Raw genomic sequence first — 25426 nt, 5'->3', positions numbered from 1 at the left:
GAAATGACACCGAGAGGTTTTCGCCCCCGCTGAGAAACCTCTCGGCCTCGCCGGGGTCACCGCGGCCGGTCTTGGCGACGTCGCAGGTCAGGGCAAGTCGGACCGGCCGCGGAGTTCAGGGGTGGACGGCAGCCGCGAGACCGCCGTCCACTCGGAACTCAGCCCAGGCGCCGCACCAGCGCGCGGTACTCGTCCCACAGTTCCTTCGGGGTGTGCTCGCCGAAGGTGTTGAGGTGCTCGGGAACGAGCGCCGCCTCCTCGCGCCACACGTCCTTGTCGACGGTGAGCAGGAAGTCGAGGTCGGCCTCGGAGAGGTCGAGCCCCTTGGTGTCCAGGGCGCCCTTGGCCGGCAGGATGCCGATGGGGGTCTCGACGCCCTCGGCCCTGCCGTCGAGGCGGTCCACGATCCACTTCAGGACACGGCTGTTCTCACCGAAGCCCGGCCACACGAACTTGCCCGCGTCGTTCTTGCGGAACCAGTTCACGTAGTAGATCTTCGGAAGCTTCGCCTGGTCCTTGTCCTTGGCGACGTCGACCCAGTGCCCCATGTAGTCGCCCATGTTGTAGCCGCAGAACGGCAGCATGGCGAAGGGGTCGCGGCGCAGCTCGCCGACCTTGCCCTCGGCGGCGGCGGTCTTCTCGGAGGCCACGTTGGCGCCGAGGAAGACGCCGTGGTTCCAGTCGAAGGACTCCGTCACCAGCGGTACGGCGGTGGCGCGGCGTCCGCCGAAGAGGATCGCCGAGATCGGCACGCCCTTGGGGTCCTCCCACTCGGGCGCGATGATCGGGCACTGCGAGGCGGGGACGGTGAAGCGGGCGTTGGGGTGGGCGGCGGGCGTACCGGACTCCGGCGTCCAGTCGTTGCCCTTCCAGTCGGTCAGGTGGGCCGGAGTCTCCTCCGTCATGCCCTCCCACCAGATGTCGTTGTCGTCGGTGAGCGCGACGTTGGTGAAGACGGAGTTGCCCCACAGCGTCTTCATCGCGTTGGCGTTGGTGTGCTCACCGGTGCCGGGCGCGACGCCGAAGAAACCGGCCTCGGGGTTGATCGCGTACAGCCGGCCGTCCTCGCCGAACCGCATCCACGCGATGTCGTCGCCGATCGTCTCGACCGTCCAGCCGGAGACGGTGGGCTCCAGCATGGCGAGGTTGGTCTTGCCGCAGGCGCTCGGGAAGGCGGCGGCGACGTACTTGGACTCGCCCTGCGGCGGGGTCAGCTTCAGGATGAGCATGTGCTCGGCGAGCCAGCCCTCGTCACGGGCCATGACGGAGGCTATGCGCAGGGCGTAGCACTTCTTGCCGAGCAGCGCGTTGCCGCCGTAGCCGGAGCCGTACGACCAGATCTCGCGGGACTCGGGGAAGTGCGAGATGTACTTGGTGGAGTTGCACGGCCACGGCACGTCCGCCTCGCCCTCGGCCAGCGGCGCTCCGAGCGTGTGCACAGCACGCACGAAGAAGCCGTCGGTACCGAGCTCGTCGAGGACGGGCTGTCCCATGCGGGTCATGGTGCGCATGGACACGGCGACGTAGGCGGAGTCGGTGATCTCGACGCCGATCGCGGAGAGGTCGGAGCCCAGCGGGCCCATGCAGAACGGGACGACGTACATCGTCCGGCCCTTCATCGAGCCGCGGAAGATGCCCTTGTCCCCCGCGAATATCTCCCGCATCTCGGCGGGCGCCTTCCAGTGGTTGGTCGGGCCCGCGTCCTCCTCCTTCTCGGAGCAGATGAACGTCCGGTCCTCGACCCGCGCGACATCGGTCGGGTCGGAAGCGGCGTAGTAGGAATGCGGGCGCTTGATCGGATCGAGCTTCTTGAAGGTGCCCTTGTGAACGAGCTCCTCGCACAGGCGCTCGTACTCGGCCTCGGATCCGTCACACCAGACCACGTTGTCCGGCTGGGTCAGTTCTGCGATCTCGTTGACCCACGAGATCAGTTCCTTGTGCTGGGTGGGGACGGTGGAGGGAGCCGCGATGTCGCGCGCCACGATTGCTCCTAGATGAGGGGTTTTTTATTGAGGCCCCGTGGGGGCTGCGACCCGGATGCTTCGGGGGTGTGAATACCCATGGCGCTCATCCGGTGCCGACCGCACTCATTTGATCATCCGACGGGTTCGCCCATATGTCCAGAGGGCCTCACACGTGAGCGGAGTGACCATCGCCACGTGTATCCGCGATTCTTTGCGTACACGTTGGGTTCAGCTGAAGGTTTTTTTGCGCGGACGCCGCCTTGCGCCACGCTCGTGAGAACATGGCCACTCTTGGCTGTTCAGTGCGTCGTACTGACACGTAACTTACGGTTCCGTAGGTAGGATTCCGCCTATGACTGCGCCCGTCCCCGACGCGCCCACGGACTCGCCGGCCGCAGGCCGCAGTCCCGAAGCGCTCTCCCCGTCGCATCCGGTCAAGCCCAAGCTCCGCGGCTGGCTGCACCTCGGCATGTTCCCGGCCGTTCTGATCTCCGGCCTGGTGCTCACCGCTCTGGCCAGTTCCACACGGGCCCGCATCGCCTGCGGGATCTTCGTGCTGACGGCCTGCCTCCTGTTCGGAGTGAGCGCGCTCTACCACCGCGGCAACTGGAGCCCGCGGATGGACGGCGTGCTGCGCAGACTCGACCACGCCAACATCTTCCTGATCATCGCCGGCACCTACACACCGCTGACGATGCTGCTGCTCCCCGGCGCCAAGGGACAGTGGCTCCTGTGGAGCATCTGGGCCGCCGCGGCGGCGGGGATCATCTTCCGGGTGTTCTGGGTCGGCGCCCCGCGCTGGCTCTACACCCCCTGCTACATAGCGATGGGCTGGGCGGCCGTCTTCTTCCTCCCGGACTTCATGCGCTCGGGCGGCATCGCCGTCCTGGTCCTGGTGATCGTCGGCGGACTGCTCTACAGCGCGGGCGGTGTGATCTACGGGATCAAGCGCCCCAACCCCTCGCCCCGCTGGTTCGGCTTCCACGAGGTCTTCCACTCCCTGACCCTCGCGGCGTTCGTCGTGCACTACGTGGGCATCTCACTGGTGGCCTACCAGCACGGGTAACGCACCTCCCCCTTCTCCTTCATGGCCACGGCTTCCGAGCCGTGGCCATTTTTCGTATGCCTGACAGTAGATCCTCATTGACAGACACCACCTTTTGACAGCTACTCTCATTTCATGGCTACTGTCACTCAGAACGCGGTACGGCGCGACCCGCGCCGCTGGTGGGCCCTCGGGGCCCTGGTCGCGAGCATGCTCACGCTCGGCTTCGACACGACGATCCTCAACGTCGCCCTGCCGACGATGGCGGGTGAACTCGGCGCCACCACCGGCCAGCAGCAGTGGATGGCGGACGCGTATGTGATCGTCTTCGCCGCGCTGATGCTCCCGGCGGGACTGCTCGGCGACCGGTTCGGACGGCGGCGCATGCTGGTCGTCGGACTCGGGATCTTCCTCGCCGGCTCCGTCATGGGCTCCCTGGCCGGCGACGTGAACTGGGTCATCGCCGCCCGCACGGTGATGGGCCTCGGCGCCGCGCTGGTCATGCCGCTCGCCCTGTCCGTGCTGCCCTCGCTCTTCGGACCCGACGAGCGCACCAAGGCCGTCGGCGTCATCTCCGCCGCCTCGTCGCTCGGTCTGCCGCTCGGCCCGATCATCGGCGGCTGGCTGCTCAACCACTTCTGGTGGGGCTCGGTCTTCCTGGTCAACGTCCCGATGGCCGCGATCGGCATCGCCGCCTGCGTCTTCCTGCTGCCCGAGACCCGCGACCCCGCCTCCCCCAAGGTCGACACCCTCTCCACCGCGCTCACCGCGGCAGGCCTCGGGGCCCTCATCTACGCGATCATCGAGGCGCCCGGCCGCGGCTGGGGCGACCCGCTGATCGTGGGCATGCTCGCCGGGGCCGCCGTTCTGATCACCGCCCTGGTGCTGCGCGAGCGGCGCGTGGAACGCCCCATGCTCGACATGTCGCTGCTCACCCACCGCGGGTTCCTGTTCAACACGATCGCGGCGACCCTGGTGATGTTCGTCCTGTCCGGCCTGCTGTTCGTGCTGCCGCCGTATCTCCAGGCGGTACTCGGCCACGACGCCTTCGGCACCGGCCTGCGGCTGCTGCCCATGATGGGCGGCCTGATCATCGCGGCCCGGGCCGCACAGCCGGTCGTCGCCCGGTTCGGCTCCCGCGCGGTGGTCACCGCCGGACTGGTGGTACTGGCCTTCGCCGCGCTGCTCGGCAGCCGTACGACGGTCGACTCGGGCTACGGCTTCACCGCGCTGTGGCTGTCCATCACCGGCTTCGGCTTCGGTTTCTCGGTCGTCCCCGCGATGGACGGCGCCCTCGGCGCCCTGCCCCGCGACCGGGCCGGCAGCGGCTCCGGGCTCCTCATGACGACACGACAGGTCGGCAGCGCGATCGGCATCGCCCTCCTCGGCAGCCTGCTGGCGAGCACTTTCCGCGACCGCCTCGACGTCACCGGACTGCCCACGAAGGCCGCCGACACCGCCGGGGAGTCCGTGGTCGCGGCGCACATCGTCGCCCAGAAGGCGAGCTCGGCCGATCTCGTGGCCTCCGCGAACAGCGCGTACGTCCACGGCATGGGCCTGGTCCTGCTGGTGTGCGGCATCGCGGCCCTCGTCACCGCCCTGCTGGCCGCGGCGTTCCTGCCGAACACCCCGGTCACGCACGCCACGAAGGAGGGCGAGGACCCGGCCATGGCCACCGCCGCGGCGGATGCCGGACAATGAACAGCATGACGGCCGCACCCTCCCCCTTCAGTCCCACCGACCGCCCTCAACTGGGACTCCGCGAGCGGAAGAAGATCAAGACCCGCGAGGCGATCCGCACCGCGACGTACGCACTCGTCAGGGAACAGGGGTACGACGCGACGACGATCGAGCAGATCGCGGAGCGCGCCGAGGTGTCACCGTCGACCGTCTTCCGCTACTTCCCCACCAAGGAGGACATCGTCCTCACGGACGAGTACGACCCGCTCATCATGGAGGAGTTGCGGGCCCGGCCCATGGACGAGCCGTGGATGGACACCCTCCGGTTCGTGATGCAGAAGGCCATCCGGCTCGGCATCAAGGACGACCCCGAGGTGTCCCGGCTGCGGACCCACCTGATGGTCCAGGTCCCGGCGGTGCGCTCGCGGATGATGGAGAGCATGTCGGTCACCGGCACCATGCTCTGCCAGGCCATCGGCGAGCGCACCGGCCGGGACCCGGACAGCCTGGAGGTGCGGGTCTACGCGATGGCGATCATCGGCGGCCTGATGGAGACGTCCCTGTACTGGGCGGAGAACGACCACAGGGACGACTTCAAGGACCTGGTGGACCGCACGATGGACGTCCTGGAACACGGCCTCTCCCCCGAAAAACCCTGAGGCCAGGGCTCTGGGGCGTGACATCCTGACCGGGTGAACGGACCGGAGATCCATGTCGCCTTCGCCCCCGAGCTGGGGATGTTCGTACCGCACGGGCGTCGTTCGGGAGCCACCGCGGTCGCCACCGACGGCTCCTCCACCCTCGGGCATGTCGTCGAGTCGCTCGGCGTCCCGCTGACCGAGGTCGGCGCCCTCGTCGTGGACGGCCGCGAGGTGCCCGTCTCGCACCTCCCGGGGGCCGGCGAGAGCGTCGACGTACGGGCGGTCGAGCGCCCGCAGCGGGTCCCCGGCGCCCCGCTCGGCTTCCTCCTCGACGTCCACCTCGGCACCCTCGCGCGCCGGCTGCGCCTCCTCGGGGTCGACGCGGCGTACGAGTCGACGGACATCGGCGACCCGGCGCTCGCCGCGCGCTCAGCCGCCGAACGTCGCGTGATGCTCAGCCGCGACCGGGGGCTGCTGCGCCGCCGCGAACTGTGGGCGGGCGCGTTCATCTACAGCACCCGGCCCGACGACCAACTCCGTGACGTGCTGGGCCGGTTCGCACCCGAGCTGAGGCCCTGGACGCGCTGCACCGCCTGCAACGGCCTGCTCAAGGAGGCCACGAAGGAGCAGGTCGTGGACCAGCTGGAGGGCGGCACCGAGCGGTCCTACGACGTGTTCGCGCAGTGCGAGGAGTGCGGGCGCGCCTACTGGAAGGGCGCGCACCACGACAACCTGGAGGCCATCGTGGAGCGCGCCCTCGCCGAGTTCGGGAGCCAGACGCCTAGCGACGCTTGAGATCCTTGGCGCCGCAGGCCAGCCCGTCCCCGTCGGGGTCGAGACCCAGCGGGTCGTCCTTGCCGTTGACCTTCAGGCGGCCGTAGTCGTTCGTCTTCAGCCACGCGCAGCGCGAGGCCGTCGTCTTCTTGACGCCGTCCGGGAAGACGGTCGGCACACAGACGTTGATCGTGCCGTAGTGCCGGTCGCAGCCGGAGATCGTCGTGCTGACCTTCTGCGACGTCCGCTTCTTGCCGCCCTTGGTGACCGTGCCCTCGAGGGAGTCGGCGAAGGAGTGGACGTGCGCCGAGGCGGTGTCCGTGGCCAGGGCGGCGGGGCCCTGGAGGTGCACCCACTTGGCGACCGAGGGCACCCCGTTGGCGTCGACCGCGAAGAGCATGTACCAACCGGGCGGGGCCATGTCGGGGTTGCTCGTCACGTTCAGGTCGACGTTGTTGCCGTCCACCGACAGGGGCAGGTCCACGAAACGCTGGTTCGGGTCGGAGGAGTGCGTCACCGCGGCCGGGCGGATCAGCTCGGCCTTCACGATGGGCCGGTCGACCGTGATGCGCTGCGTGTCCCCGTACACCCACTCGTTGTCGATCACCGAGGTGATCGTCGGGCGGGTGCCCTTGAGGAGGTAGGGCGGGGTGTAGATGGACACGTTGTGGTTCCAGGTGCCGTTGCCCGGGTTGTCGCCGGTCGCCATCACCCGGCCGTCGGGCAGCAGGAACGCGGAGGAGTGGTAGCCGCGTGCCTCGGGGTCGGCGGCCACCGGGTCGAAGGTGGAGGTCGCCGGGTCGAACATCGACGCCTCGAACACCGGGTTGGCGCGGTTGTGCAGGCCACCGCCCGTCTCCAGCACCTTGCCGTCCGGCAGGAGGACGGCGGAGACGTACATCTTGCCCTGGTTGCCGGTCTCGGCGACCTTGCCGTTGCCGAGGTCGACCGTGCCCTGCGGGATCTGCGGGCCGACGGTGTACGCCGGGTTCGCGGCCTTCAGGTCGATGATGTCGGTGAGCCGGTTCGCCTCCGGGTTGGAGTCGATGTTGCCGCCGCCGAGCGTCAGCACCTTCTGGTCCTGGGCCGGAGGCAGCAGCACGCTCGCGGACTGGTCGCGCTCGTCCTTGTCCTGGAGCCCGGGGATCGCCGTGACGGTGTTCGCGTCGTAGTCGTAGATCGCCGAACCCGTGCCGGGCGTGCCGTTGCCGAAGACGTGGCTGCCCGAGTAGAAGAGCCGCCCGTCCTGCATCAGGATCATCGACGGGTACAGACCCCAGTACGACCAGGTCTGGTTGACCTGCGTGAACGGCAGCCACTGCTGCTGCGCCGCCGACCAGCGCTCGGCCGTCACCGACCCGGTGGAGTCCTCGCGCAGTCCACCGAACGAGATGACGTCACCGTTGCCGAGCTCGGTGGCCGACGGGTACCAGTGGCCGTCGTTCAGGTCGTTCGTCCTGCTGTACGTCTCGGTGACCGGGTCGAAGATGTACGAGTCCTTGTACCCCTCGTAGCCGTGCCCGCCCGCGACCGGGAACGCCTTGTTGCCGCTCATCACCAGCACCCGCCCGTCGGCGAGCTGGACGTGACCCGAGCAGAACATGTCCTTCGGCGTGGGGATCACCTTGTACGTGCCCTTCACCGGGTCGTAGACCGCGCTGGTGAACGTGCCCGCGTCGAAGTTCTCCTCGCTGTTGCCGGACCCGGCGATCAGCAGCACCTTGCCGTTGTTGAGGACGACGGAGTGCATGGAGCGCACCGGGTTCTGCGTGGGCAACACGTCCCAGCGGCCGTTGGCACACTCGTCGGCGGTGGCGGTGCAGGTGGCGGGCGGGATCGGGTCGGCGACCTGTTCCATCGTGTAGTCGTCGGTCGTCGCCGAGCCGGTGCCGTACACCGAGACGCCCCAGGTGATGCGGTCGGTACCGGCCGGGACGGCGGGCGTACGGACGCTCGCCTGCGTCCAGCCCGCCGCCATGTCCAGCGTCTTGAGATCGGTCCAGTACTGCCAGCCCGCCGTGGTGTCGTGCCGGAAGAGCGTGATCGCGGCGTCGGGCGTCGTCGTCCTGTACCAGAGGCCGAGGTCGTACTGCTTGCCCGCGGTGACCACCGGCGCGCAGCTCGCGGACTCCGTGATCAGGGCCTTGCGGTCGCCGTCGACGCGCCGGGTCAGCGTGACCTTCATGGCCTTGGAGCCGGAGTGGGAATCGGCGACGGTGGAGAAGGTGAAGTCGTTGTCGCCCCAGCCGGACTTCTCCCAGCAGTACGGCATGCCGTCCGTGCCGTCGGTCTCGAAACCCGGGTTGGTGACGAGGTTGGCGGCGGAGGCGGGCTGGGGCGAGACGAGCAGCAGCCCGGCGGCCAGGCCCGCCACGGCCAGCAGTGAGGTTCTCCGTCTGGGTCGTGCGAGATGTTTCACGCGGCTCTCCTCTTTGTGTGACTCCCGCCCGCGGCCCCACTGCTGCGGCGCGGCAGATAGACCAGCGCCTCGGTGCCCACGAAACGCAGGACGAAGGTCATCACCAGGGCCAGCGCGGTGGCGGACAGGGCGCCCATCCCGAAGTGGCCGACGAACAGGGCGATCAGCGGGATGCGCAGCACCAGGTCGGCGTTGGCGAGCAGCGCGAACCGGCCCACCCGGTCCCACCAGCTGCGGTGCTTTCGGCGCTCGCGGAACAGCAGATGCTCGATGAGCAGGAAGTTCCAGGCGACGCCGAACTGGTTGGCGAGGATCTCGGCCGGTACGTAGTGCAGGCCGGCGGCGGTGAGCGCGTACAGGCCGAGCAGGTTCGGCAGGAAGCCGGTGGCGCCGATCAGGCCGAAGACGACCATGCGGGCGACCGGCGAGGCGGTGCGCAGCCCGACGAGGTGGCGCAGGAACCGGAAGCCCTCCTGCGCGGTCGACTTGGACTCGCCCGCGAACCGGTCCTGGAAGACGAAGGGCACCTCGGTGACCTCGCGGGGGCGGCTGCGGACGGCGAGTTCTAGGAGGATCTTGTACCCGAGCGGCTGCAGGATCTCGGCGGTGACCGCGCTGCGGCGGATCGCGAAGAAGCCGCTCATCGGATCGCTGATACCGCGCAGTCGGCGCGGGAAGAGCGTCTTGGTCAGCCAGGTCGCGCCCCGCGAGACGGCGATGCGGTAACCGCCCGCGAGGCCCTCGCGGCTGCCGCCCTTGATGTACCGGCTGGCGACGACGAGCCCGGCGGCGGATCGCTCCCCCGAGGCCACCAACTCCGGTATCAGGGACGGCGGGTGCTGGAGGTCGCCGTCCATGACGACGATCCAGTCGGAGCTCGCCGCCTTCAGCCCCTCGACGACGGCGCCGCCGAGCCCGCCCACGGCTTCCTCGCGGTGCAGCACGGTCACCGGGAACGGGCAGTCCTGCGCCTCCCGGGAGATCACCTCGGGGGTGTCGTCCGTGGAGTCGTCCACGAAGACGACCTCGCAGGGCAGCCGGGCGGGCACCGACTCGGTGATCCGGTGCAGGAGTTCGCGGATGTTCGCGGACTCGTTGAAGGTCGGTACGACGATGGTGACGGCGCCCGGTTCAGGGACCTCGGACGCCCGTACGGCCGGATCGCCGAGCTCCTCGGGGACGGTGCTCTCGAAGCTGCTCATCGACTGCCCCCGGACGTCGTCGTGGTCATGGTGTTTCCCGTGCTCTCGTCGATCTTCCGGATCTCGATGCGGTCGGCGCCCTTGCCGAAGGTGGCGACCGGCGTCGAATGCTCGATGGCCGCCTTGACGTTGGGGAGGTCGACCGCGTCACGCCGCACCGTCGGCGAGGCGACGACGTAGTCGATGTCCTTCCAGCCGCGTGGCATCGTCTTGGTCACCGCGGGGTCGAGGTCCGCCTTGTAGAACCAGATGACGCCGAGCCCGGGGCGGTAGCCGTCGTGGACCAGGTCGAGCCAGAGGGCGTCGTCGACCAGGACCCGGGTGTCGGCCGGGTCCTGGACCTCGGTCTTCAGCCAGGTGGCCGCCGCCCGGTAGGGGGCGTTGGCGTCGGCGGTCACGGCGGTGCGGTCGCCGTCGTACCAGTGCGGCAGCACATAGAGCGCGGCGACCGCCACGAGCGCGGCCGCCGTCACCCGCCGTCCCCAGGTGACGTACGGCTTCTCCTCGTCGCCGCGCCACCTGCGCAGCACCAGATGGGCGAGGCTGGCGGCGCCTCCGGCGAGGACCAGCGCGAGGAACGGCAGCGCCTGGATGATGTACATCGCGGGCAGATAGCCGCTCGGGCGCAGCGCCACCAGGGCGAGGATCGCCACCGTGAGGGCGGGTCCGGCGAGAGCGCGGGCGGTGACGGACCAGCGCCAGGTGGCCAGGAGCAGCAGTGCTCCGGCGAGGCCTCCGATGATCAGCACCCGGTCGTAGTAGAGCCAGGAGTGCAGCACGCCGTACGAGCCGGTGCCGGGGTCGAGGATGAAGCCGGAGCCGGGGCGGCTCATCTGGTACGTGATGCCGTCCCAGAGCGAGACATGGCCCGCGCCCGGGAACAGCTCGCCCTTGAGCAGGGCGAACAGCGGGTACGCGAGGCCGATCAGGACGCAGGCGGTGATGGCTCCGGTGAGCGCGAACTTGCGGGTGTCGCGGTGGCCGTGGCGCCACATGGTGACCAGGAGCGCGGGCAGGACGACGAGCATCGTCTCCTTGGTGAGCACGGCGGCCGCGGCCGCGATGCCCGCCCCGAAGTGGTGCCAGAGGTGCCGGCTCGGGGACGCGGCGAGGCAGAACGCGAGCAGCGTCCACATCACCGCGATGTTGTCGAGGAAGATCTCTCGCTGGAGCACCACCGACAGCGGGGAGAGCCCGAAGAGCACCATCGCGAGGCCCGCGGCCCAGCGCGGCAGCGAGAGGCGGCGCGCGAGGACGTACAGCAGGACCGCACTGGCGGCACTGACCACGAGCATCGCGACGCGCATCGAGCCGACCGTCATCAGCGAGGGGTTGATGTGGGCGGGGATCCAGGTCAGGGCGGCTATCTGGATCCAGCCCAGGGGCGGGTGGTCGTACCAGTACGTGTAGTGCGCGAGGCCCTTGCCCTGCTGCACGGCCCACGCCTGGGCGAGGTAGGTGCCCTCGTCGTCGCTGAGGGTCGGATAGTCGGTGATGTTCCAGCCCTGCACGACGATGATCGCCAGCAGCAGGGCGCCGCACAGCAGCAGGTCGGCGCGCGAGGTGCGCAGCCGCTGGAGCGGCGGGCGGTCGTGGACGATGTCGGGCGCGGCGGGTCGCGTCGCGGGGACCGTGGACGTGGTCACCGCGGGAAGTGTCGAGGTCACGCGGGAAGGTCCTCTCGGGACTTTCGGTACGTTCGGGATGTTCGGGCCCAAGGACTGAAGCACCGAGGCCTGCGACACCGGGGCATGCGGAACCAAGGCGTACGGAACCAAGGCCTGCCCGCCGGCGGGGACGCCCGGCGGGTGGCCTCAGGTCCTAGTGGGCCGCTTCGACCTCGGTGAGGTGCGCGCCGACATGGCTGGTCAACTCCCAGTCGTTGCGGCCTCTTTGCTCACGCCATACGGCACGGACGGCCGCACCGGCGAGGAGCACCTGATAGAAGGGGCCACCGACCACGAGCTTCAGGTAGTGGACGAACCGGACGCGCAGCCCGTACTGCTTGCCGAAGTCGTGCAGTCCGACGAGCTCGAAGACGAAGGTGACCAGGGCGGTCACGGCCGGCAGGAAGGTGATGAAGGCGATCCCGACGGGCACGTCGAGGAAGAGCGCGATGGCCACGTTGAGCGGGATGACCACCCCGGAGACGGCCTGCAGATACGGCGTCATCAGCGTGTAGCGGGCGAGCAACCGCTGTCCGAAGCCGGGCAGTTGCTTCCAGTCCTTCTTGCGGTAGACCTGTAGGAAGCCCTGGTTCCACCGGGTGCGCTGCTTCATCAGCGACACCAGGCTGCCCGGGGTCTCCTCCCGGGTCACCATGTCGGAGTCGTAGGCGACGACGACCTTCTTGCCGACGCTGGAGAGCCGTACCCCCAGGTCGCAGTCCTCGGCGAGGCACTCGGGGTCCCAGCCGTCCGCTTCCCGCAGTACGTCCGTCCGAACGAAGACGGTGTTGCCGCCGAGCGGGATGAAACCTTTTTGCGCATGCAGGTGCAGCCGCGAGCGGAACCAGAAGAAGTACTCCAGGCAGTTGCGCAGGCTGTACCAGTTGGAGTGGAAGTTGATGAGCTGGACCCCGCCCTGGACGACGTCCGCACCCGTCGTGCGGAACGCGTGGTCGACGTGGGCGAGCAGCTCCGGATGGACCTGGTCCTCGGCGTCGAAGACCCCGACGACGTCGCCGCGGCAGTGCGGCAGCGCCGTGTTCATGGCCTTCGGCTTGTTCTTCTTCTCGTGGTGGTCGACGACGACCCGCACCCGCTCGTCGCGGGCCGCGGCCTGCCGGGCGACCTCGGTGGTCTCCGGATCGTCGTGCCCGACGATGACGATGATCTCGAAGTCGGTGTGGCTCGATTCCAGCAGTCGCTGGATGGTGTGGTCGAGCACGGCCTGTTCGTGGCGGGCCGGCAGCAGCAGCGAGAACGCCAGCCGGTCATCGCCGTCCGGTCTGCTGAACCTGGTGGACGCCAGCACCTCGGGCGTGCGCCACGCGTGCATCTGCCACCAGAGAGTGAACGCCGCCATCCAGAACAGGGCCAGCGAAATGGCCGCAATAAAGACAGACGTGAGCAACAGATCCCCCCAGATCCCAAAACCCCCAGTCGCGACGATGTGTCACATCCGCCGCGTCACGACGCAAAGACTATGGGCGATCTGTGAAGTGCACAGGCTGATCTGGTGAAGAGCGTGTTTCATCACAGTCGGATCATTTGCTGAACGATTCGAACACCGGTCGCGTTTCAACCGGTTGACGGACGGTCTGATGATCTGCGTTTCAGCTGCTCAGAGCCGTGCGAAGCCGGTCGGGATCGGTCGTCGGAGCGTCACAAGTGAAGTTACGGCAGACATACGCGGCGGGTTCGCCCTGCACGAGGGGGCGGTCGGCAAGGAGCGGCAGCTCGTCACTCTCCGGAGTGCCCACGGCGACCACGGCACCCGGCGCGGTACCGAGCAGCGCCGTCCGGTGCAGGGCTTTTGTCAGGGGATGCCCCTCCGGCCCCACGACCGCGACCTCACGCGGCCCGTCGAGCAGCGCCTCCGCCACCGCGAGCCCCCAGCCGATGAAACGGGGAGCACGCGGCCCGAGCGCCTTCACGACGCCCAACGCCCTTTCGGCGGCGGCCCGATGGGGCTCGGCGCCGGTCTGGGCGGCATAGCTCAGCAGGGCACCGGCCGCCGCGCTCCAGCCGGAGGGCGTGGCGTTGTCGGTGGGGTCCTGGGGCCGGCGGATGAGCCGCTCGGCGTCGGCCGCGGTGTCGTACAGCGCGCCGGACTCGGGATCGGTGAACTGCGTGATCACCTGATCGAGCAGGAACCCGGCGAATTCCAGCCACACCCCTTCCCCGGTGACGGAGGCCAGCGCGAGGAATCCCTCGGCGACGTCCGCATAGTCCTCCAACACCCCCGCGTTGGCCCCGGCCCGCCCGTCCTTGCTGGTACGGGACAGTCGCGCCCGGTCGTCCATGTGCACCCGTACGAGGAGGTCCGCGGCGGCGATCGCGGCGTCCACGAGGTCGGGGCGGTCGAAGTAGGCGCCGGTCTCCGCCAGGGCGGCGACGGCGAGCCCGTTCCAGGCGGCGACGATCTTGTCGTCACGCCCGGGAGCGGGCCGCTCGGCCCGCGCGGCGAGCAGCCGACGCCGCATGCTGGCCACCTTCTGCGCGTCGAACAACTCGTCCTGCTGCGGCAGTTGCAGCACGGAGGAGCCCTCTTCGAAGGTCCCCTCCTGCGTCACCCCGAAGTACCGGGCGGCGAGTTCGCCGTCCTGCGCACCGAGAACCTCGTGGAGCTGCCGCGGGGTCCACACGTAGTACGCACCCTCGACGTGCTTGCCCGTGCCGTCGTCGCTGTCGGCGTCGAGCGCGGAGGCGAACCCGCCTTCGTTCGTGCGGAGTTCGCCCACCATGAAGTCGGCGGTCTCCAGCGCGACGCGACGGGCGAGCTCGGAGCCGGTGGAACGCCAGAGATGCGCATACACCCTGCACAAAAGTGCGTTATCGTACAACATCTTCTCGAAATGGGGCACAACCCACTCGCGATCCACGGAGTACCGCGCGAACCCCCCACCCAGCTGGTCGTAGATCCCGCCCCGCGCCATCCGCTCACAGGTGTCCTGCGCCATCTGGAGAGCGCCCTCGGAACCGGTCCGCGCGTGGTGCCGCAGCAGGAACTCGATCACCATGGACGGCGGGAACTTGGGCGCGCCCCCGAAGCCGCCGCGCGAGGCGTCGTACTCCCGGGTGAGCCCGAGCAGCGCCCCTGCCAGGTCCTCCTCGCCGGGCACCTCGCCGCTCCCGAAACTCATCTCCCGCTCGGCGAGATCCCGCACGATCTTCCCCGCGACCTCGGCGACCTCGCCCCGGCGATCGGTCCAGGCCCCGCGCACCCCCTCCAGCACCTGCCGGAACGACGGCATCCCGTGCCGGGGCGCGGGCGGAAAGTACGTCCCGAAATAGAAGGGCTCCGCATCCGGCGTGAGAAACACGGTCATGGGCCACCCGCCCTGACCCGTGGCCGCCTGCACGGCCTCCATGTAGACGGCGTCGACGTCGGGCCGCTCCTCACGGTCGACCTTGATGTTCACAAAGTGAGCATTCATGTACGCCGCGATTTGTTCGTCTTCGAAACTTTCCCGTGCGAGGACATGGCACCAATGACAAGACGAATAGCCGACGCTGAGCAGCACGGGCACGCCCCGCTCACGGGCCTCATCGAAGGCCTCGGCCGACCAGGGCCACCAGTCGACGGGGTTGTCGGCGTGCTGGAGCAGGTAGGGGGACGTCTCGTGGGCCAGTCGGTTCGGCATGTCATCCATCCTGCCTGACGGGGGCCATCCAGTCGTGGGGCGGCCCGACCCTCGGACGGTCGCTCATGCCGGCGCTACCTGATCAGCGCAGCGCCACACGGTCTCAATCCGCGAGTAGTCCCACGAATGGTCTCCCTTCACACCAGGTCGGACGAGACAGCGCGTGAAGACCGACGCGATGATCTCTCGTTTCTCTTCGAGGCCCAGCTCACCGGACTGCCAGCGGTGTCGCACGGCCGCCGACAGCCGTACCTCCCCTCTCACCTCGGAGAAAAGCTGTCGTTCAAGGATCTCGTCGGCCAGCGGCCCGCTGATGCTGCATCGCCTGCAACTGCGACAGGAGTACACGTAAGGGCTCCTCTTGCTTCTGCCCTTCTGGGCACACAGCGCGCCGCCACACGTCGTGCCGTCCGGTAGCTCCGCCCCACACCGAAGGAAGCCGCTGGCGAGGTGCCGGGGAGCGGTCCCCCTCCCTGTGAGTCTCGGCGTACCACTGCCCCTGTGCAGGTAGAGGCTGCCGGGCGAAAACGTCGCGCACACCGCGTGCCACTGGTTCGGCACGACGATGGGTTCCCACAGGCCGAGGACCGGCTGCCCCGTCTCCGGGACCAGCAGCAACTCGCCTCTGTTGGCCCGAAAGCCGCACACCCTGGGTGCGGTCATGATCTGCGTCACGGTCTGGGCGTTGGGCCTACCGCCACGGGTGCCTTCCACCCCCAGTCCGCACCACTCACGCGCGATGGCCCGGACCGCCTTCCCTCCGATGCGGTCGATGATCGCCTGCCGGACGAGCTTCGCCTCCTCAGAACGCAGGGTGACCCTGTCCTCCTGCCAGCCGAAGGGACGCGGCCCGCTGTGCGGCACACCCTCGATGGCGCGAGCCCAGTGCCAGTCCAACAGCCGGCGACTCCTTATCCGCGTTTCCGTGACCGCCGCGTCCAGCGATCGCACAGCGTGCAACAGGCCTTCCTGCGAATACGGGTCCCGGACGCCCCGTGGATCGACATGAATACGCCCTGGTCGACTGGTCAGTGCGGCAAAGAACCGGGCGAGATCCTCCACTCGGCGATACAACCGGTCGTCCGCGACTGAGACGACCCCGGAGATCGGCTGTCCGCTGCCGGTGCACCCGCGGGCCAGGTCGACGAGCAGGCTGTCGAACCCAGGCCTCACCGCCCCCTCCTTGGAGGCACTAAGCCCGTTGTCGGTGTACGTCGCAACCACCGTGCAGCCATGTTCACGTGCGGTCCGCTCATTGATCCGCAACTGATAGCGCACTCCGTGCCCATCACGCTGACGGACGTCCTCGGACGTCCGCGCATAGGACACGACCGGGATCAAGCCCGTCGGCTCGTGCGCGGCAAGGTAGTTCACGATCTCCCCCGTTCGACTTTTAGACCGACAGTCATAAGAACGAGCGAGTGATCTCCAAGTCACCGAACCAGCCTCGCGATCTCGGCCCCCTCGCGCTCACGCCCCCCACCAAGGACACTTGAACGTAGAGGAGTTGCCGCCGGAGGGGGACGTGACATGCGGGAAGGCCATCGGGCTGAGGCCGAGCGGCTGTTGACCCGGGCCGTGGAGGAAGAGGCACGGCGCTCGGGCGGGCGGAGCGACGGGGCCGTGTTGCTGTCGCGGGCCCGGGCCGCGCTCGACACCATGGCGGAGGCCGCCGCCGAAGAGTACGGGGCGTACACCCGAGCGCTGGACGAGGCGGAGGCCGGACGGCTGACGTTCGGACAGCGGTATGCCCGGGAGGGCGCCGGAACTCCCCTGCTGGTGGCGGTGGTTGCCGCCGTCGCGGCCTGCGCGGCGGACCTGGCGCTGGGCACGGGGGCCGCAACGGCCGTCGGCGCGGGGGCGACCGTCGCCGTGGTGGGCGCGGCGGCCACCGTGCTCAAGGTGACCGCCTCGCACGTACCGGCCGCGAGCCGCCGGGCGGGAGCCCTGGGCCAGCCGGGCGGCCCCGAGCAGTTGCGGCTCCAGTGGCTGACGGCGCTGGAGGTACGGGGCATCCGGCCGTTCCTCGATCAGCAGCGGGTGCTCAGCGCCTCCGCGGGGGCCAAGCAGGGTGCGCCCCAGCTGCGGCGCACCGACAAGAGTGCCGCCGCGCGCAGGCGCAACGTGCTGGAGCAGTCGTTCGGGCAGCTTCCCGAGCCGGCCGGCCCGTTCACGGGGCGCCGGACCGAGCTGTCCCGGGTGGCGCAGTGGGTGCAGGCGGCGCGCGCCAGCACCGAGACGAAGCCGACCGTGGTCGTCCTGCACGGCGCCCCCGGCTCAGGCCGCAGCACCCTCGCGATCCGGGCGGCGCACAGCCTGAAGGACCAGTTCCGCGGCGCGTGCGTGGTGGACCTGCGCGGCGACAGCACCGAGGAGCCGCCCCTCACCACCCGCGACGCCATGCTCCACCTCCTCAACCGGCTCGGCGCACCCCGCGAGCAGCTCCTCTTCCGTGAGCGTTCCTCGCAGGACCAGCAGGCCAGACGCCTCGGCGAGCTGTACCACCAGCATCTGACGGGCCTGCCGGTCACGATCGTCCTCGACGACGCGAGCGACGCGGAGCAGGTCCGCACCCTGGTCCCCGAGCGCTCGGACAGCCTGGTCCTGGTCACGGCCCGCAAACCGCTCGACCTGCCCGCCGACCTCCCCGCCTGGGTGCACCAGCTCCCGGTCGACGCCCTGGACGCGGCGGGCGCCGAGGAACTGCTGAACGCGGCGGCGCAGGAGAAGCCGGACCCGTACGACGCCGAGGCCTCCGACCGGGTACGGGAGCTGTGCGGCAGCCTCCCCCTCGCCCTGCGCATCGCGGGTTCCTCCCTCGGCCCGCGCACCCCGCGCCAGCTGGCCTCCGACCTCGGCGCGTACGGCCCCGTGGAGCCGGTCGAGCGGGTGCTGTGGCTGCGCTACACCGACCAGACCGACACCGCGAGGCGCCTGCTGCGCCGGCTGGCGCTGGCCGGCCGGGCCTCGCTCGGCGCCGCCGCCGCTGCCTCCCTGCTGGCGACGGACGAACAGGAGGCCACCCGCCACCTCACCGCGCTCGCGCAGGCGGGCCTCATCGATCACGTCCGCGGCAGCCGCTACCGGCTGCACGACCTCGTCCGAGGCTTCGCCCAGGCGCGGCTGCTCGACGAGGAGGAGCCGTCCGAACGGACGGCGGCCCAGGAGCGCCTGATCGTGAACTACGCGGAGCTGGCCGACGCGGTGATCCGCCTGGTCGACGGCAAGACGTCGACACGAGCCGACCAGTTCGGACCGCACGGCTTCACGTCCCTCGACGCGGCCCTGCGCTGGCTGGACGACGAGTCGAGCTTCATCACGGCCGCCCTGCGCCACGCGGAAGGCGTGAACCAAGCGGCCGTACTGAACCTCCTCGGCGCCCTGTGCGACTACTGCCTGCTGCGCGGCGACCTCTACCGCCTGGGCGAGATCAGCGAGTTGACGCAGGCCGTCGACCAGGGACTGCTGGTGCGCTCGGTGCAGTGGCGCACCGGTATCGCGGCCCGCCAGCTCGGCGAGCTGGACAAGGCCCACACCACCCTGTCGTCCGTGGTGAACCTCTACTTCGAGGCGCACCACGACGCGGGCGCGGCCCGGGCCCTGGGCTCCCTCGGCATCACCCTCCACCACCAGGGCAACCTCACCGAGGCGGCCGCCAAGCTCCAGGAGGCCATGGACCTGCAGGCCTCCCCCGAGCTGGAGACGGACCGCGCGTGGACGATGCACGCGCTGGCCGCCGTGGAACGCGACCGGGGCCATCTCGCCCTCGCCCTGAACCTGCTCACCGAGGCCCTGGTCCTGCACCGCGCGGGCGAGTCCGTGCACGGCGAGGCGTGGGCCCACTTCCAGCTCGGCCAGCTGGGCCTGCGGATGGGCGACGTTCCGCGCGCGGAACGGGAGTTGCGTGACGCCCTCGACCTGTACGGCCGTACGCGCGACGCCCGCGGCGAGGCCTGGGCCCTGACCCAGCTGGCCCGCGCCCGCCTCGTCGACGGCGACCCGTCCACCGCGGCCGAGGACCTGCGCCAGGCGGCCTCCCGGCACCGGGAGAACGAGGACGCGCGCGGCGAGGCATGGACGATCTACTACCTGGGCCAGTCCCTGGAGGAGACCGGCAACCTGGACCAGGCGGTCCGTGAACTGGAACGCTCCCGCACGATGTTCTCGCGGATGCGGGACGTGTACGGGCTCGCCTGCGCCCGTCACCACTCGGCGCGCGTCACCCGCGACCAACGGGCCGCCCAGACCGGCTCCCTGCGCAACTCGGGCTTCGCCCGCCAGCTCCTGGTGGACGCGCGCGCCGACTTCCAGCGCATCGGCGTGGCCCACGGCGAGGCGTGGACCTGCCTGGAGCTGGCGGTGGTCGACGCCGGGAACGCCCGTACGCCGGGGGCCCTCGCCCTGTGCGACGAGGCGGCCGGCCTGTTCGCCTCGTACGGGGACCGGCGCGGTGAGGACTGGGCCAGGTTCCTGAGGTGCACCCTTCTGCCGTACGGCTCCCCGGGCGGCCTCGAAGTGGGCAGCGCCGTCGCCCAGGAGGAACTGGCGCAGCTCTCCCGCACCGGCCACCCGCTGCGCGACGGAAAGCTCGACGACTACGTGGAGGCCTACCAGCTCTTGCTGGAACGGGGGGTCGACCTGGGCGCGGGATGGCAGGCTTGGCGCCTGGGAATGGTGCCGAGCCGGCACGCCCGGGAGGTCATGGGGGTGGCGGTGACCGCGGCGCGCTAGCGCGGTGGGGATGTTCGGGTACGAGGGGGACTTCGGTGTCGTTCGTCGGGCGCACGCGCGAACTCGATGCAGGGCGGCGGGAGTTGGAGACCAGAGGGCTCCTGGTGGTGAGCGGCGGACCCGACTCGGACCGGTCCGCGTTTCTCGGCGCCGTGGCACGGGAGGTCGCGGACGAGGCGGGGCTTGCGGTGTACCGATTACAGGTGGCGGACGCCGGGGAGCGGTCGGGGGAGGCCGGGCGGACGCCGGACGAGGTGGCGGGGACGGTCGTCGAGGCCTGCCGGGGCGGGTTCGTCGTACATCCCTGCGTCGTGGTGGTGGACGGAGTCCCCGCAGGGGCGGCGGACGGGTCGCTTCTCGCCGAGTTGATCGGCGCCTTCGCCGAGTCGGAGTCCTTCCTTCTGGTGGGCACGACGGACGCCCGGGAGGACACCGCCGCCCTCCCCTCCGACCGATGCGCCGACGGCTGGGCACTGCTCGACCGGGCCGCCGTCCACTGCGACCGGGGTGATCCGCGCGCGGCCGGACCGCTGCTGCGGCGGGCCGTGGAGGCCCACCAGGTCGCGGGCGACCGGCGCGGCGAGGCGTGGGCGGTCTTCCTGTACGGGCGGATGTGCCGGTTACGCGGCCGGGCCGAGGACGCGCGGAGGCTGCTGCACACCGCGCGGGAGACGTTCCGGGCGGTCGGTGAGACGCCGGGCGAGGCGTGGGCGGTCGGCGAACTCGCGCGGCTGGCCACGGGGTCGGGCACCCCGGACCCGGACGCCCTCGCCGAGGCGCGTCGGCTGCACGAGCGCGCGGGCGACCGGCGCGGCGCCGCCTGGGCGCACCTGTGGTGGACCGTGGCACGGGCGGACGAGCCCGGCTTTCCCTGGCAGGAGGAGTTCACGAACGTCCAGGGCCGCTTCCGTGAGGTCTCCGACCGGCTCGGGACGGCATGGACACTGCACCACCACGCGCTGACCCTGGCCCGTGCGGACGGGACGGACGGCGTGGACGGGACGGGCGGCACTGGGGGGACGGGCGGGACTGAGGGGACGGGCGAGCGTCGGCGCGAGGCCGACCGGCTGTTCGAGGGGGCCTTGGCACTCTTCGAGGAGGCGGACTGTCCGCACGGGCGGGCCTGGACCATGCTGGAGTACGCGCTCCGCTCCCCCGCCCACCGCTTCCTGAACGGCGAGTGGGCGGCCGAGATCCGCCATGTGTTCCATGGGATCGGCGACGAGGCGGGCGAGGCCTGGGTGGACCTCGCCGAAGCCGGACCGTCCCCGGGCGGCGAGCCGCCGTACGAACTGGCCTGCCGCTACCCCACCGCCCTGCTGGACACGCTCGGGTGGACCGAGGCCGGCGATCCGCTGATCCCACGCGCCGCCCGCTACACCCAGCCCGAACCGCGTCCCGGCTTCCCACGCCCCGGTGACCGCGACCGCCCCGACGACTCCAGGGCCCACGTCCGGCTGACCCTGCTCGACGACGCACCCGTCCCGGACGTGCCCGCCCGTATCGCCCTCGAGGTCGTACCCGGGCCCGGGCACCCGTGGTCCACCGTCCCGCTCCCCCCGCTCACGGCCCGCGCGACCTCCCTCGGCCATGCGGAGATCGACCCCCCGCACGGCGTCCCCGCCGACGGGGCGGAGTTCCGCTTCACCCCGCACCGCCCCGGCGCGCACCGGCTGCGTTTCACTGTCGAGGACCCCGCCACCGGAACCGTCCTCCAGCAGGTCGAGGCCGACATCGACGTCGTCCCGTCCGATCCGGGGCCGCACCGGCCCACCCCTCCCGCGCCCCGCCCGTCCGCGCGGAGGGCCTGAGCCCGATGGCACGCGAACTTCTCAGCCAGGTCGTCCAGGACCCCAGCCGCGGCTTCACCCGCCGCCCGGCCCCCACCGTCCGTCACCCGGACCTGGTCCTCGCCCTCGACGCCCACGCCGACGACCACATCCGGGCCCGGATGTACGGCCCGGCCGCGCCCCCGTCCACGACCGAGCACGCGCTGCGGCTGAATGTGAAGCCGGCCGCCGTCACCGCCGCCGCGGCGCATCTGCGGGCGCTGTGGAAACGGGAGCTGGTCGACTTCCAGCCCGTCGACGAGCACGGAATCCCGGTCGGGGGCCGCCCCCACTTCCCGTACGCCACCTGCCCGGATCTCACCGCCGAGCCACGGCAGGAACTGCGCGGGATCCTCGACGAGCTCGCCCGCCAGGGCTCCCACCTGCTGTACGGGGAGCTGCTCGGCGACGGCGGCCGGGGCACCCGGCGCTTCGGCGAGATCCTGACCGACGCGCTGAGCCGCGAGGAGCCGTTGCGCATCCGCGTCGACTCCGACCTGTTCCTGCCCTGGCCGATGCTCGCGCTGCCCGAGGACACCGCGAACGGGCCCGACGGGCCCGACGGCCCCGGCGGCGACCCCTTCCGCCGTTTCCTCGGCTACCGGCACCAGATCGAGCAGACCGGCGGCCACCACCCACGCTTCCCGGTCCCCGCCGGCGACGAGCACGACGCCCCGCTGCCGCCCTCGTCACCGGTGGTGAGCCTGAATCACGACAAGGGCATCGACCCGCAGGGCGTCACCCGGGCCGCCGAGGTCGAAAGCGCCCTCGCCACCGGTACCGTCCGCGTCGAACGCGCCCTGCGCGACGAACTGCTGCGCGCCCTGCGCTCCGGCGGGCTCGACGAGCAGCTGATGTACTTCTGGTGCCACGGGCACTTCAGACCCGTCGCCGACGACAGCGCCCCGCTGTTCGTCCTTCGGCTGAGCGACGGCAAGGACATCGACGTCCCTGCGGTCCTCGCCGAGCGCGGCCCCGCCGAACCCCTGCTCGCGCAGCGCCCCTTGGTGTTCCTCAACGCCGGTTACGCCGGGCTGCCCGCCACCGCCGAGCCGGCACGCCTGGGCGGCGCGCTCATCGAGGCGGGCGCGGGCGGGGTGCTGGGGCCGCAGATCGAGATGCCGCAGCTGTTCGCCGCCGAGTACGCCCACGCGTACGTGACCCGCTATCTCGGCGGCCGGGAGACCGCGGGCGAGATCGTCCACGGGCTCGCCCGGCACTTCGCCGACGCGTGGAGCAACCCGCTCGGCTTCGCGTACGCCCTGCAGTGCGGCATGGACAACAGGCTGGAGCGGGCCACGGCATGACCGCGCCGACGGCCGCCCCCACGTACGGAGGGACCCCGTCGTACGAGTGGACGGTGCCGAGGGTGAGGGTGCGGACTCCGGTCACCGTGGCCGGAGTCCGTACACCAGGCTCAGCCCTTCGCGGGCGAGGCCTTCCCGCCGGGGCCGGCACCGGAGCCGCTCCCCTTGCCGGAGACCGCGGCGCCCTTCCCGGGCTTCTCCGGATCCTCCTCGAAGGTGACCTTCCCCATGTGCCGGTTCATGGACTTCATCAGGCCCCACACCGCCAGGGCCAACGCCGCGAAGACGATGAAACCGAGGACGCCGGGGGTGACCTTGTTCTCGTCGACCTCCTTGGCGAGGGGAACGAGGTGCGTCAGTGCCAGGCTTGCGCTCATATCAGGCATTGTCGCGGATGCCCGCGAAGAGGTCGTCCTCGGGGAGGGATGTGTCGACCAGGGAGGTGGCGAGCTCGTACTCCTCGGTCGGCCAGACCTCCTTCTGGATCTCCATCGGGACCTTGAACCAGCCGCCGTCGGGGTCGATCTGCGTGGCGTGCGCGATCAGCGCCTTGTCACGGATCTCGAAGAAGTCCGCGCACGGAACGTGCGTGGTCAGCGTGCGCTCGGTGCGCTCGAACTCGCTCCACCGCTTCAGCCAGTCCCCGTACGGCGACTCCAGACCGCGCTCAAGCAGCGCGCTGTGCAGCGCCTCGGTGCGCGGGCGGTTGAAGCCCTGGTTGTAGTAGAGCTTCTGCGGCTGGAACGCCGGGCCGTACTCGGACTCCGGGTACTTCTCGGTGTCCGTCGCCCCCTCGAACGCCACCATCGAGATCTTGTGGGTCATGATGTGGTCGGGGTGCGGATAACCACCGTTCTCGTCGTACGTGGTGATCACCTGCGGACGGAACGAACGGATCTGCCTGACCAGCTCTCCGGCCGCCTTGTCCACGTCCTCGAGCGCGAAGCAGCCCTCGGGGAGCGGCGGCAGCGGGTCACCCTCCGGAAGGCCGGAGTCCACGAATCCGAGCCACTCCTGCTTGATGCCGAGGATCTCGCGGGCCTCGTCCATCTCCTTCTTGCGTACCTCGTGGATGTGCTCCTCGATGTACTGGTCGCCCTGGAGCTTCGGGTTGAGGATGGAGCCGCGCTCCCCGCCCGTGCAGGTCACGACCAGCACGTCCACCCCCTCGGACACGTACTTCGCCATGGTGGCCGCGCCCTTGCTCGACTCGTCGTCGGGGTGGGCGTGCACGGCCATCAGTCGCAGCTGGTCAGTCAAGACTCGATCCTCAGTAAGTCGGCCGGTGGGGCCGGTCGGCAAGTCGGCGCCCGGCGTGTTTCGGCGTCATGGGCGGCTTCTATAGTGACGGAATCGGGGGACGAATAATTCCGGGACCCCGTCCCCGAGAGGACGATCATGAGCACGGCGAGCACACAGCTGCCCGAGGGCCGGTACGGCCGCTCCGAGGACGAGCGCGCGGACCGGAAACTCAAGGTCATCGGCAGTGTGCTGGGCGTGGCCCTGCTCGCCCTGATGGGCTGGTTCGCCTACTACTACGTCTTCTCGAACAAGATCAGCGCCGAGGTGATCACCTTCAAGGCCGTCTCGGACAACGCGGTCGAGGTGCACCTGGAGGTGCGCAAGGACGCGAGCGCCCACGGCTACTGCACGCTGCGCTCGCAGGCCGACGACGGCAGCGAGGTGGGCCGCGCGGACTTCCGTTTCGACCAGGACTCCTCCCGTATCGACAAGGTCGTCACGCTCCGTACCACCTCGCGCGGCGGCACGGCGGAGCTGCTCGGCTGCCACGCCGACTGACACCACCCGCTGTCGTCCCCCTCGCACCGCCCGCCACGTCCGGCATCATCCTTGGCACCTATGCGCTGACCTGCGTTGACGTAATTCTGATGTCTTATGTCCTCCCCCTTCTGCCCGGGAATTGTTAGGCTCGTGGTTTCGCCCACCCGTGAAAGCACATTCTTCTGGGTAGGGCGATGCTTTGTATTCCCAGTACCTACGAGGAGCACCTGTGACCCAGACCAGCGAGAACGTCACCTGGCTGACCCAGGAGGCGTACAACCAGCTCAGGGCCGAGCTGGACTACCTGTCTGGTCCTGCGCGCACGGAGATCGCCGCCAAGATCGCGGCCGCGCGCGAGGAGGGCGACCTGCGCGAGAACGGCGGGTACCACGCGGCCAAGGAAGAGCAGGGCAAGCAGGAGCTCCGTGTGCGCCAGCTGACCCAGCTCCTGGAGAACGCCAAGGTGGGCGAGGCCCCCGCGGCGGACGGCATGGTCGCCCCCGGCATGGTCGTCACCATCGCCTTCGACGGCGACGAGGACGACACGCTGGACTTCCTGCTCGCCTCGCGCGAGTACGCCAGCGCCGACATCGAGACCTACTCGCCCCAGTCCCCCCTGGGCTCCGGCGTGAACGGCAAGAAGATCGGCGAGGACGCCCAGTACGAGCTGCCCAACGGCAAGCTCGCCTCGGTGAAGATCCTCAAGGCCGAGCCCTACAAGGGCTGAGCCGGGACCGACCACTG

At 70.2% G+C, this 25426-nt stretch carries 18 protein-coding genes; 9 read left to right on the top strand and 9 right to left on the bottom strand.

The genetic code is table 11. The features are described 5' to 3' along the window. Positions 1 to 158: 158 nt before the first annotated feature. Positions 159 to 1982 (bottom strand): phosphoenolpyruvate carboxykinase (GTP), encoded by a 1824-nt coding sequence (locus AQJ27_RS15565; protein ID WP_067368161.1) that lies wholly within the window; start codon positions 1980 to 1982, stop codon positions 159 to 161. 334 nt (positions 1983 to 2316) lie between these two features. On the opposite strand from AQJ27_RS15565, the gene trhA reads away from it, so the two are divergent. The 4 genes from trhA to AQJ27_RS15545 all read left to right on the top strand — a co-directional run bounded on the left by trhA (position 2317) and on the right by AQJ27_RS15545 (position 6125). Next, positions 2317 to 3030, top strand: coding sequence for a PAQR family membrane homeostasis protein TrhA (gene trhA / locus AQJ27_RS15560; protein ID WP_067368157.1), 714 nt, complete (start codon positions 2317 to 2319; stop codon positions 3028 to 3030). Between the two features lie 114 nt (positions 3031 to 3144). Next, positions 3145 to 4710: a DHA2 family efflux MFS transporter permease subunit gene (locus AQJ27_RS15555; RefSeq protein ID WP_067368152.1), complete on the top strand. Its 1566-nt coding sequence runs from the start codon at positions 3145 to 3147 to the stop codon at positions 4708 to 4710. Between the two features lie 5 nt (positions 4711 to 4715). Beyond that, positions 4716 to 5348, top strand: a complete 633-nt coding sequence (locus AQJ27_RS15550) for a TetR/AcrR family transcriptional regulator (RefSeq protein WP_439959849.1) — start codon at positions 4716 to 4718, stop codon at positions 5346 to 5348. 33 nt (positions 5349 to 5381) lie between these two features. Beyond that, positions 5382 to 6125, top strand: a complete 744-nt coding sequence (locus AQJ27_RS15545; protein WP_067368147.1) for a Mut7-C RNAse domain-containing protein — start codon at positions 5382 to 5384, stop codon at positions 6123 to 6125. Here AQJ27_RS15545 and AQJ27_RS15540 read toward each other — a convergent pair. The 6 genes from AQJ27_RS15540 to AQJ27_RS15515 form a co-directional block, all read right to left on the bottom strand. Further along, positions 6112 to 8376 (bottom strand): galactose oxidase early set domain-containing protein, encoded by a 2265-nt coding sequence (locus tag AQJ27_RS15540; protein ID WP_235613533.1) that lies wholly within the window; start codon positions 8374 to 8376, stop codon positions 6112 to 6114. The genes AQJ27_RS15545 and AQJ27_RS15540 overlap by 14 nt on opposite strands. Positions 8377 to 8519: 143 nt before the next feature. After that, positions 8520 to 9725 carry a glycosyltransferase gene (locus tag AQJ27_RS15535; protein WP_067368141.1) on the bottom strand — a complete coding sequence of 402 codons (1206 nt, stop codon included), beginning with the start codon at positions 9723 to 9725 and terminating at the stop codon, positions 8520 to 8522. After that, positions 9722 to 11392, bottom strand: a complete 1671-nt coding sequence (locus AQJ27_RS15530) for an ArnT family glycosyltransferase (RefSeq protein WP_067368138.1) — start codon at positions 11390 to 11392, stop codon at positions 9722 to 9724. The genes AQJ27_RS15535 and AQJ27_RS15530 overlap by 4 nt, the downstream gene beginning before the upstream one ends. Positions 11393 to 11546: 154 nt before the next feature. Continuing rightward, positions 11547 to 12800 (bottom strand): glycosyltransferase, encoded by a 1254-nt coding sequence (locus AQJ27_RS15525; protein WP_067368135.1) that lies wholly within the window; start codon positions 12798 to 12800, stop codon positions 11547 to 11549. Positions 12801 to 13002: 202 nt separating this feature from the next. Beyond that, a complete protein-coding gene (locus AQJ27_RS15520; RefSeq protein WP_067368129.1) occupies positions 13003 to 15033 on the bottom strand; it encodes a thioredoxin domain-containing protein in 2031 nt (676 codons plus the stop codon). Between the two features lie 63 nt (positions 15034 to 15096). Continuing rightward, complete coding sequence (locus tag AQJ27_RS15515; RefSeq protein WP_067368126.1) at positions 15097 to 16407, bottom strand: recombinase family protein; 1311 nt, start codon at positions 16405 to 16407, stop codon at positions 15097 to 15099. Positions 16408 to 16563: 156 nt separating this feature from the next. On the opposite strand from AQJ27_RS15515, the gene AQJ27_RS15510 reads away from it, so the two are divergent. Genes AQJ27_RS15510 through AQJ27_RS15500 form a run of 3 tightly spaced genes read left to right on the top strand, consistent with a single transcriptional unit; the run spans position 16564 to position 22900 of the window. After that, complete coding sequence (locus AQJ27_RS15510; protein ID WP_067368123.1) at positions 16564 to 19764, top strand: tetratricopeptide repeat protein; 3201 nt, start codon at positions 16564 to 16566, stop codon at positions 19762 to 19764. A 35-nt stretch (positions 19765 to 19799) separates the two neighbouring features. Further along, entirely contained in the window at positions 19800 to 21575 is a 1776-nt protein-coding gene (locus AQJ27_RS15505) for a tetratricopeptide repeat protein (protein WP_067368121.1), read from the top strand. 5 nt (positions 21576 to 21580) lie between these two features. After that, positions 21581 to 22900 (top strand): hypothetical protein, encoded by a 1320-nt coding sequence (locus AQJ27_RS15500; protein ID WP_067368119.1) that lies wholly within the window; start codon positions 21581 to 21583, stop codon positions 22898 to 22900. A gap of 110 nt (positions 22901 to 23010) precedes the next feature. On the opposite strand, the gene AQJ27_RS15495 is transcribed toward AQJ27_RS15500, so the two are convergent. Both AQJ27_RS15495 and mca read right to left on the bottom strand, forming a co-directional pair. Next, positions 23011 to 23277, bottom strand: coding sequence for a hypothetical protein (locus AQJ27_RS15495; protein WP_067368117.1), 267 nt, complete (start codon positions 23275 to 23277; stop codon positions 23011 to 23013). Position 23278: 1 nt separating this feature from the next. Beyond that, entirely contained in the window at positions 23279 to 24139 is an 861-nt protein-coding gene (mca, locus tag AQJ27_RS15490; RefSeq protein ID WP_067369239.1) for a mycothiol conjugate amidase Mca, read from the bottom strand. Between the two features lie 159 nt (positions 24140 to 24298). On the opposite strand from mca, the gene AQJ27_RS15485 reads away from it, so the two are divergent. Together AQJ27_RS15485 and greA are read left to right on the top strand one after the other, a co-directional pair. After that, a complete protein-coding gene (locus AQJ27_RS15485; protein WP_067368113.1) occupies positions 24299 to 24700 on the top strand; it encodes a DUF4307 domain-containing protein in 402 nt (133 codons plus the stop codon). Between the two features lie 211 nt (positions 24701 to 24911). Beyond that, positions 24912 to 25409 carry a transcription elongation factor GreA gene (gene greA / locus AQJ27_RS15480; protein WP_054234773.1) on the top strand — a complete coding sequence of 166 codons (498 nt, stop codon included), beginning with the start codon at positions 24912 to 24914 and terminating at the stop codon, positions 25407 to 25409. The last annotated feature ends 17 nt before the right edge of the window (positions 25410 to 25426 follow it).

It is taken from the genome of Streptomyces olivochromogenes, assembly GCF_001514115.1.
In the GTDB taxonomy this organism is placed as follows: domain Bacteria; phylum Actinomycetota; class Actinomycetes; order Streptomycetales; family Streptomycetaceae; genus Streptomyces; species Streptomyces olivochromogenes.
Note: the sequence above shows the minus strand (reverse complement) of the source record. Positions and strands in the feature narration are given on the sequence as shown.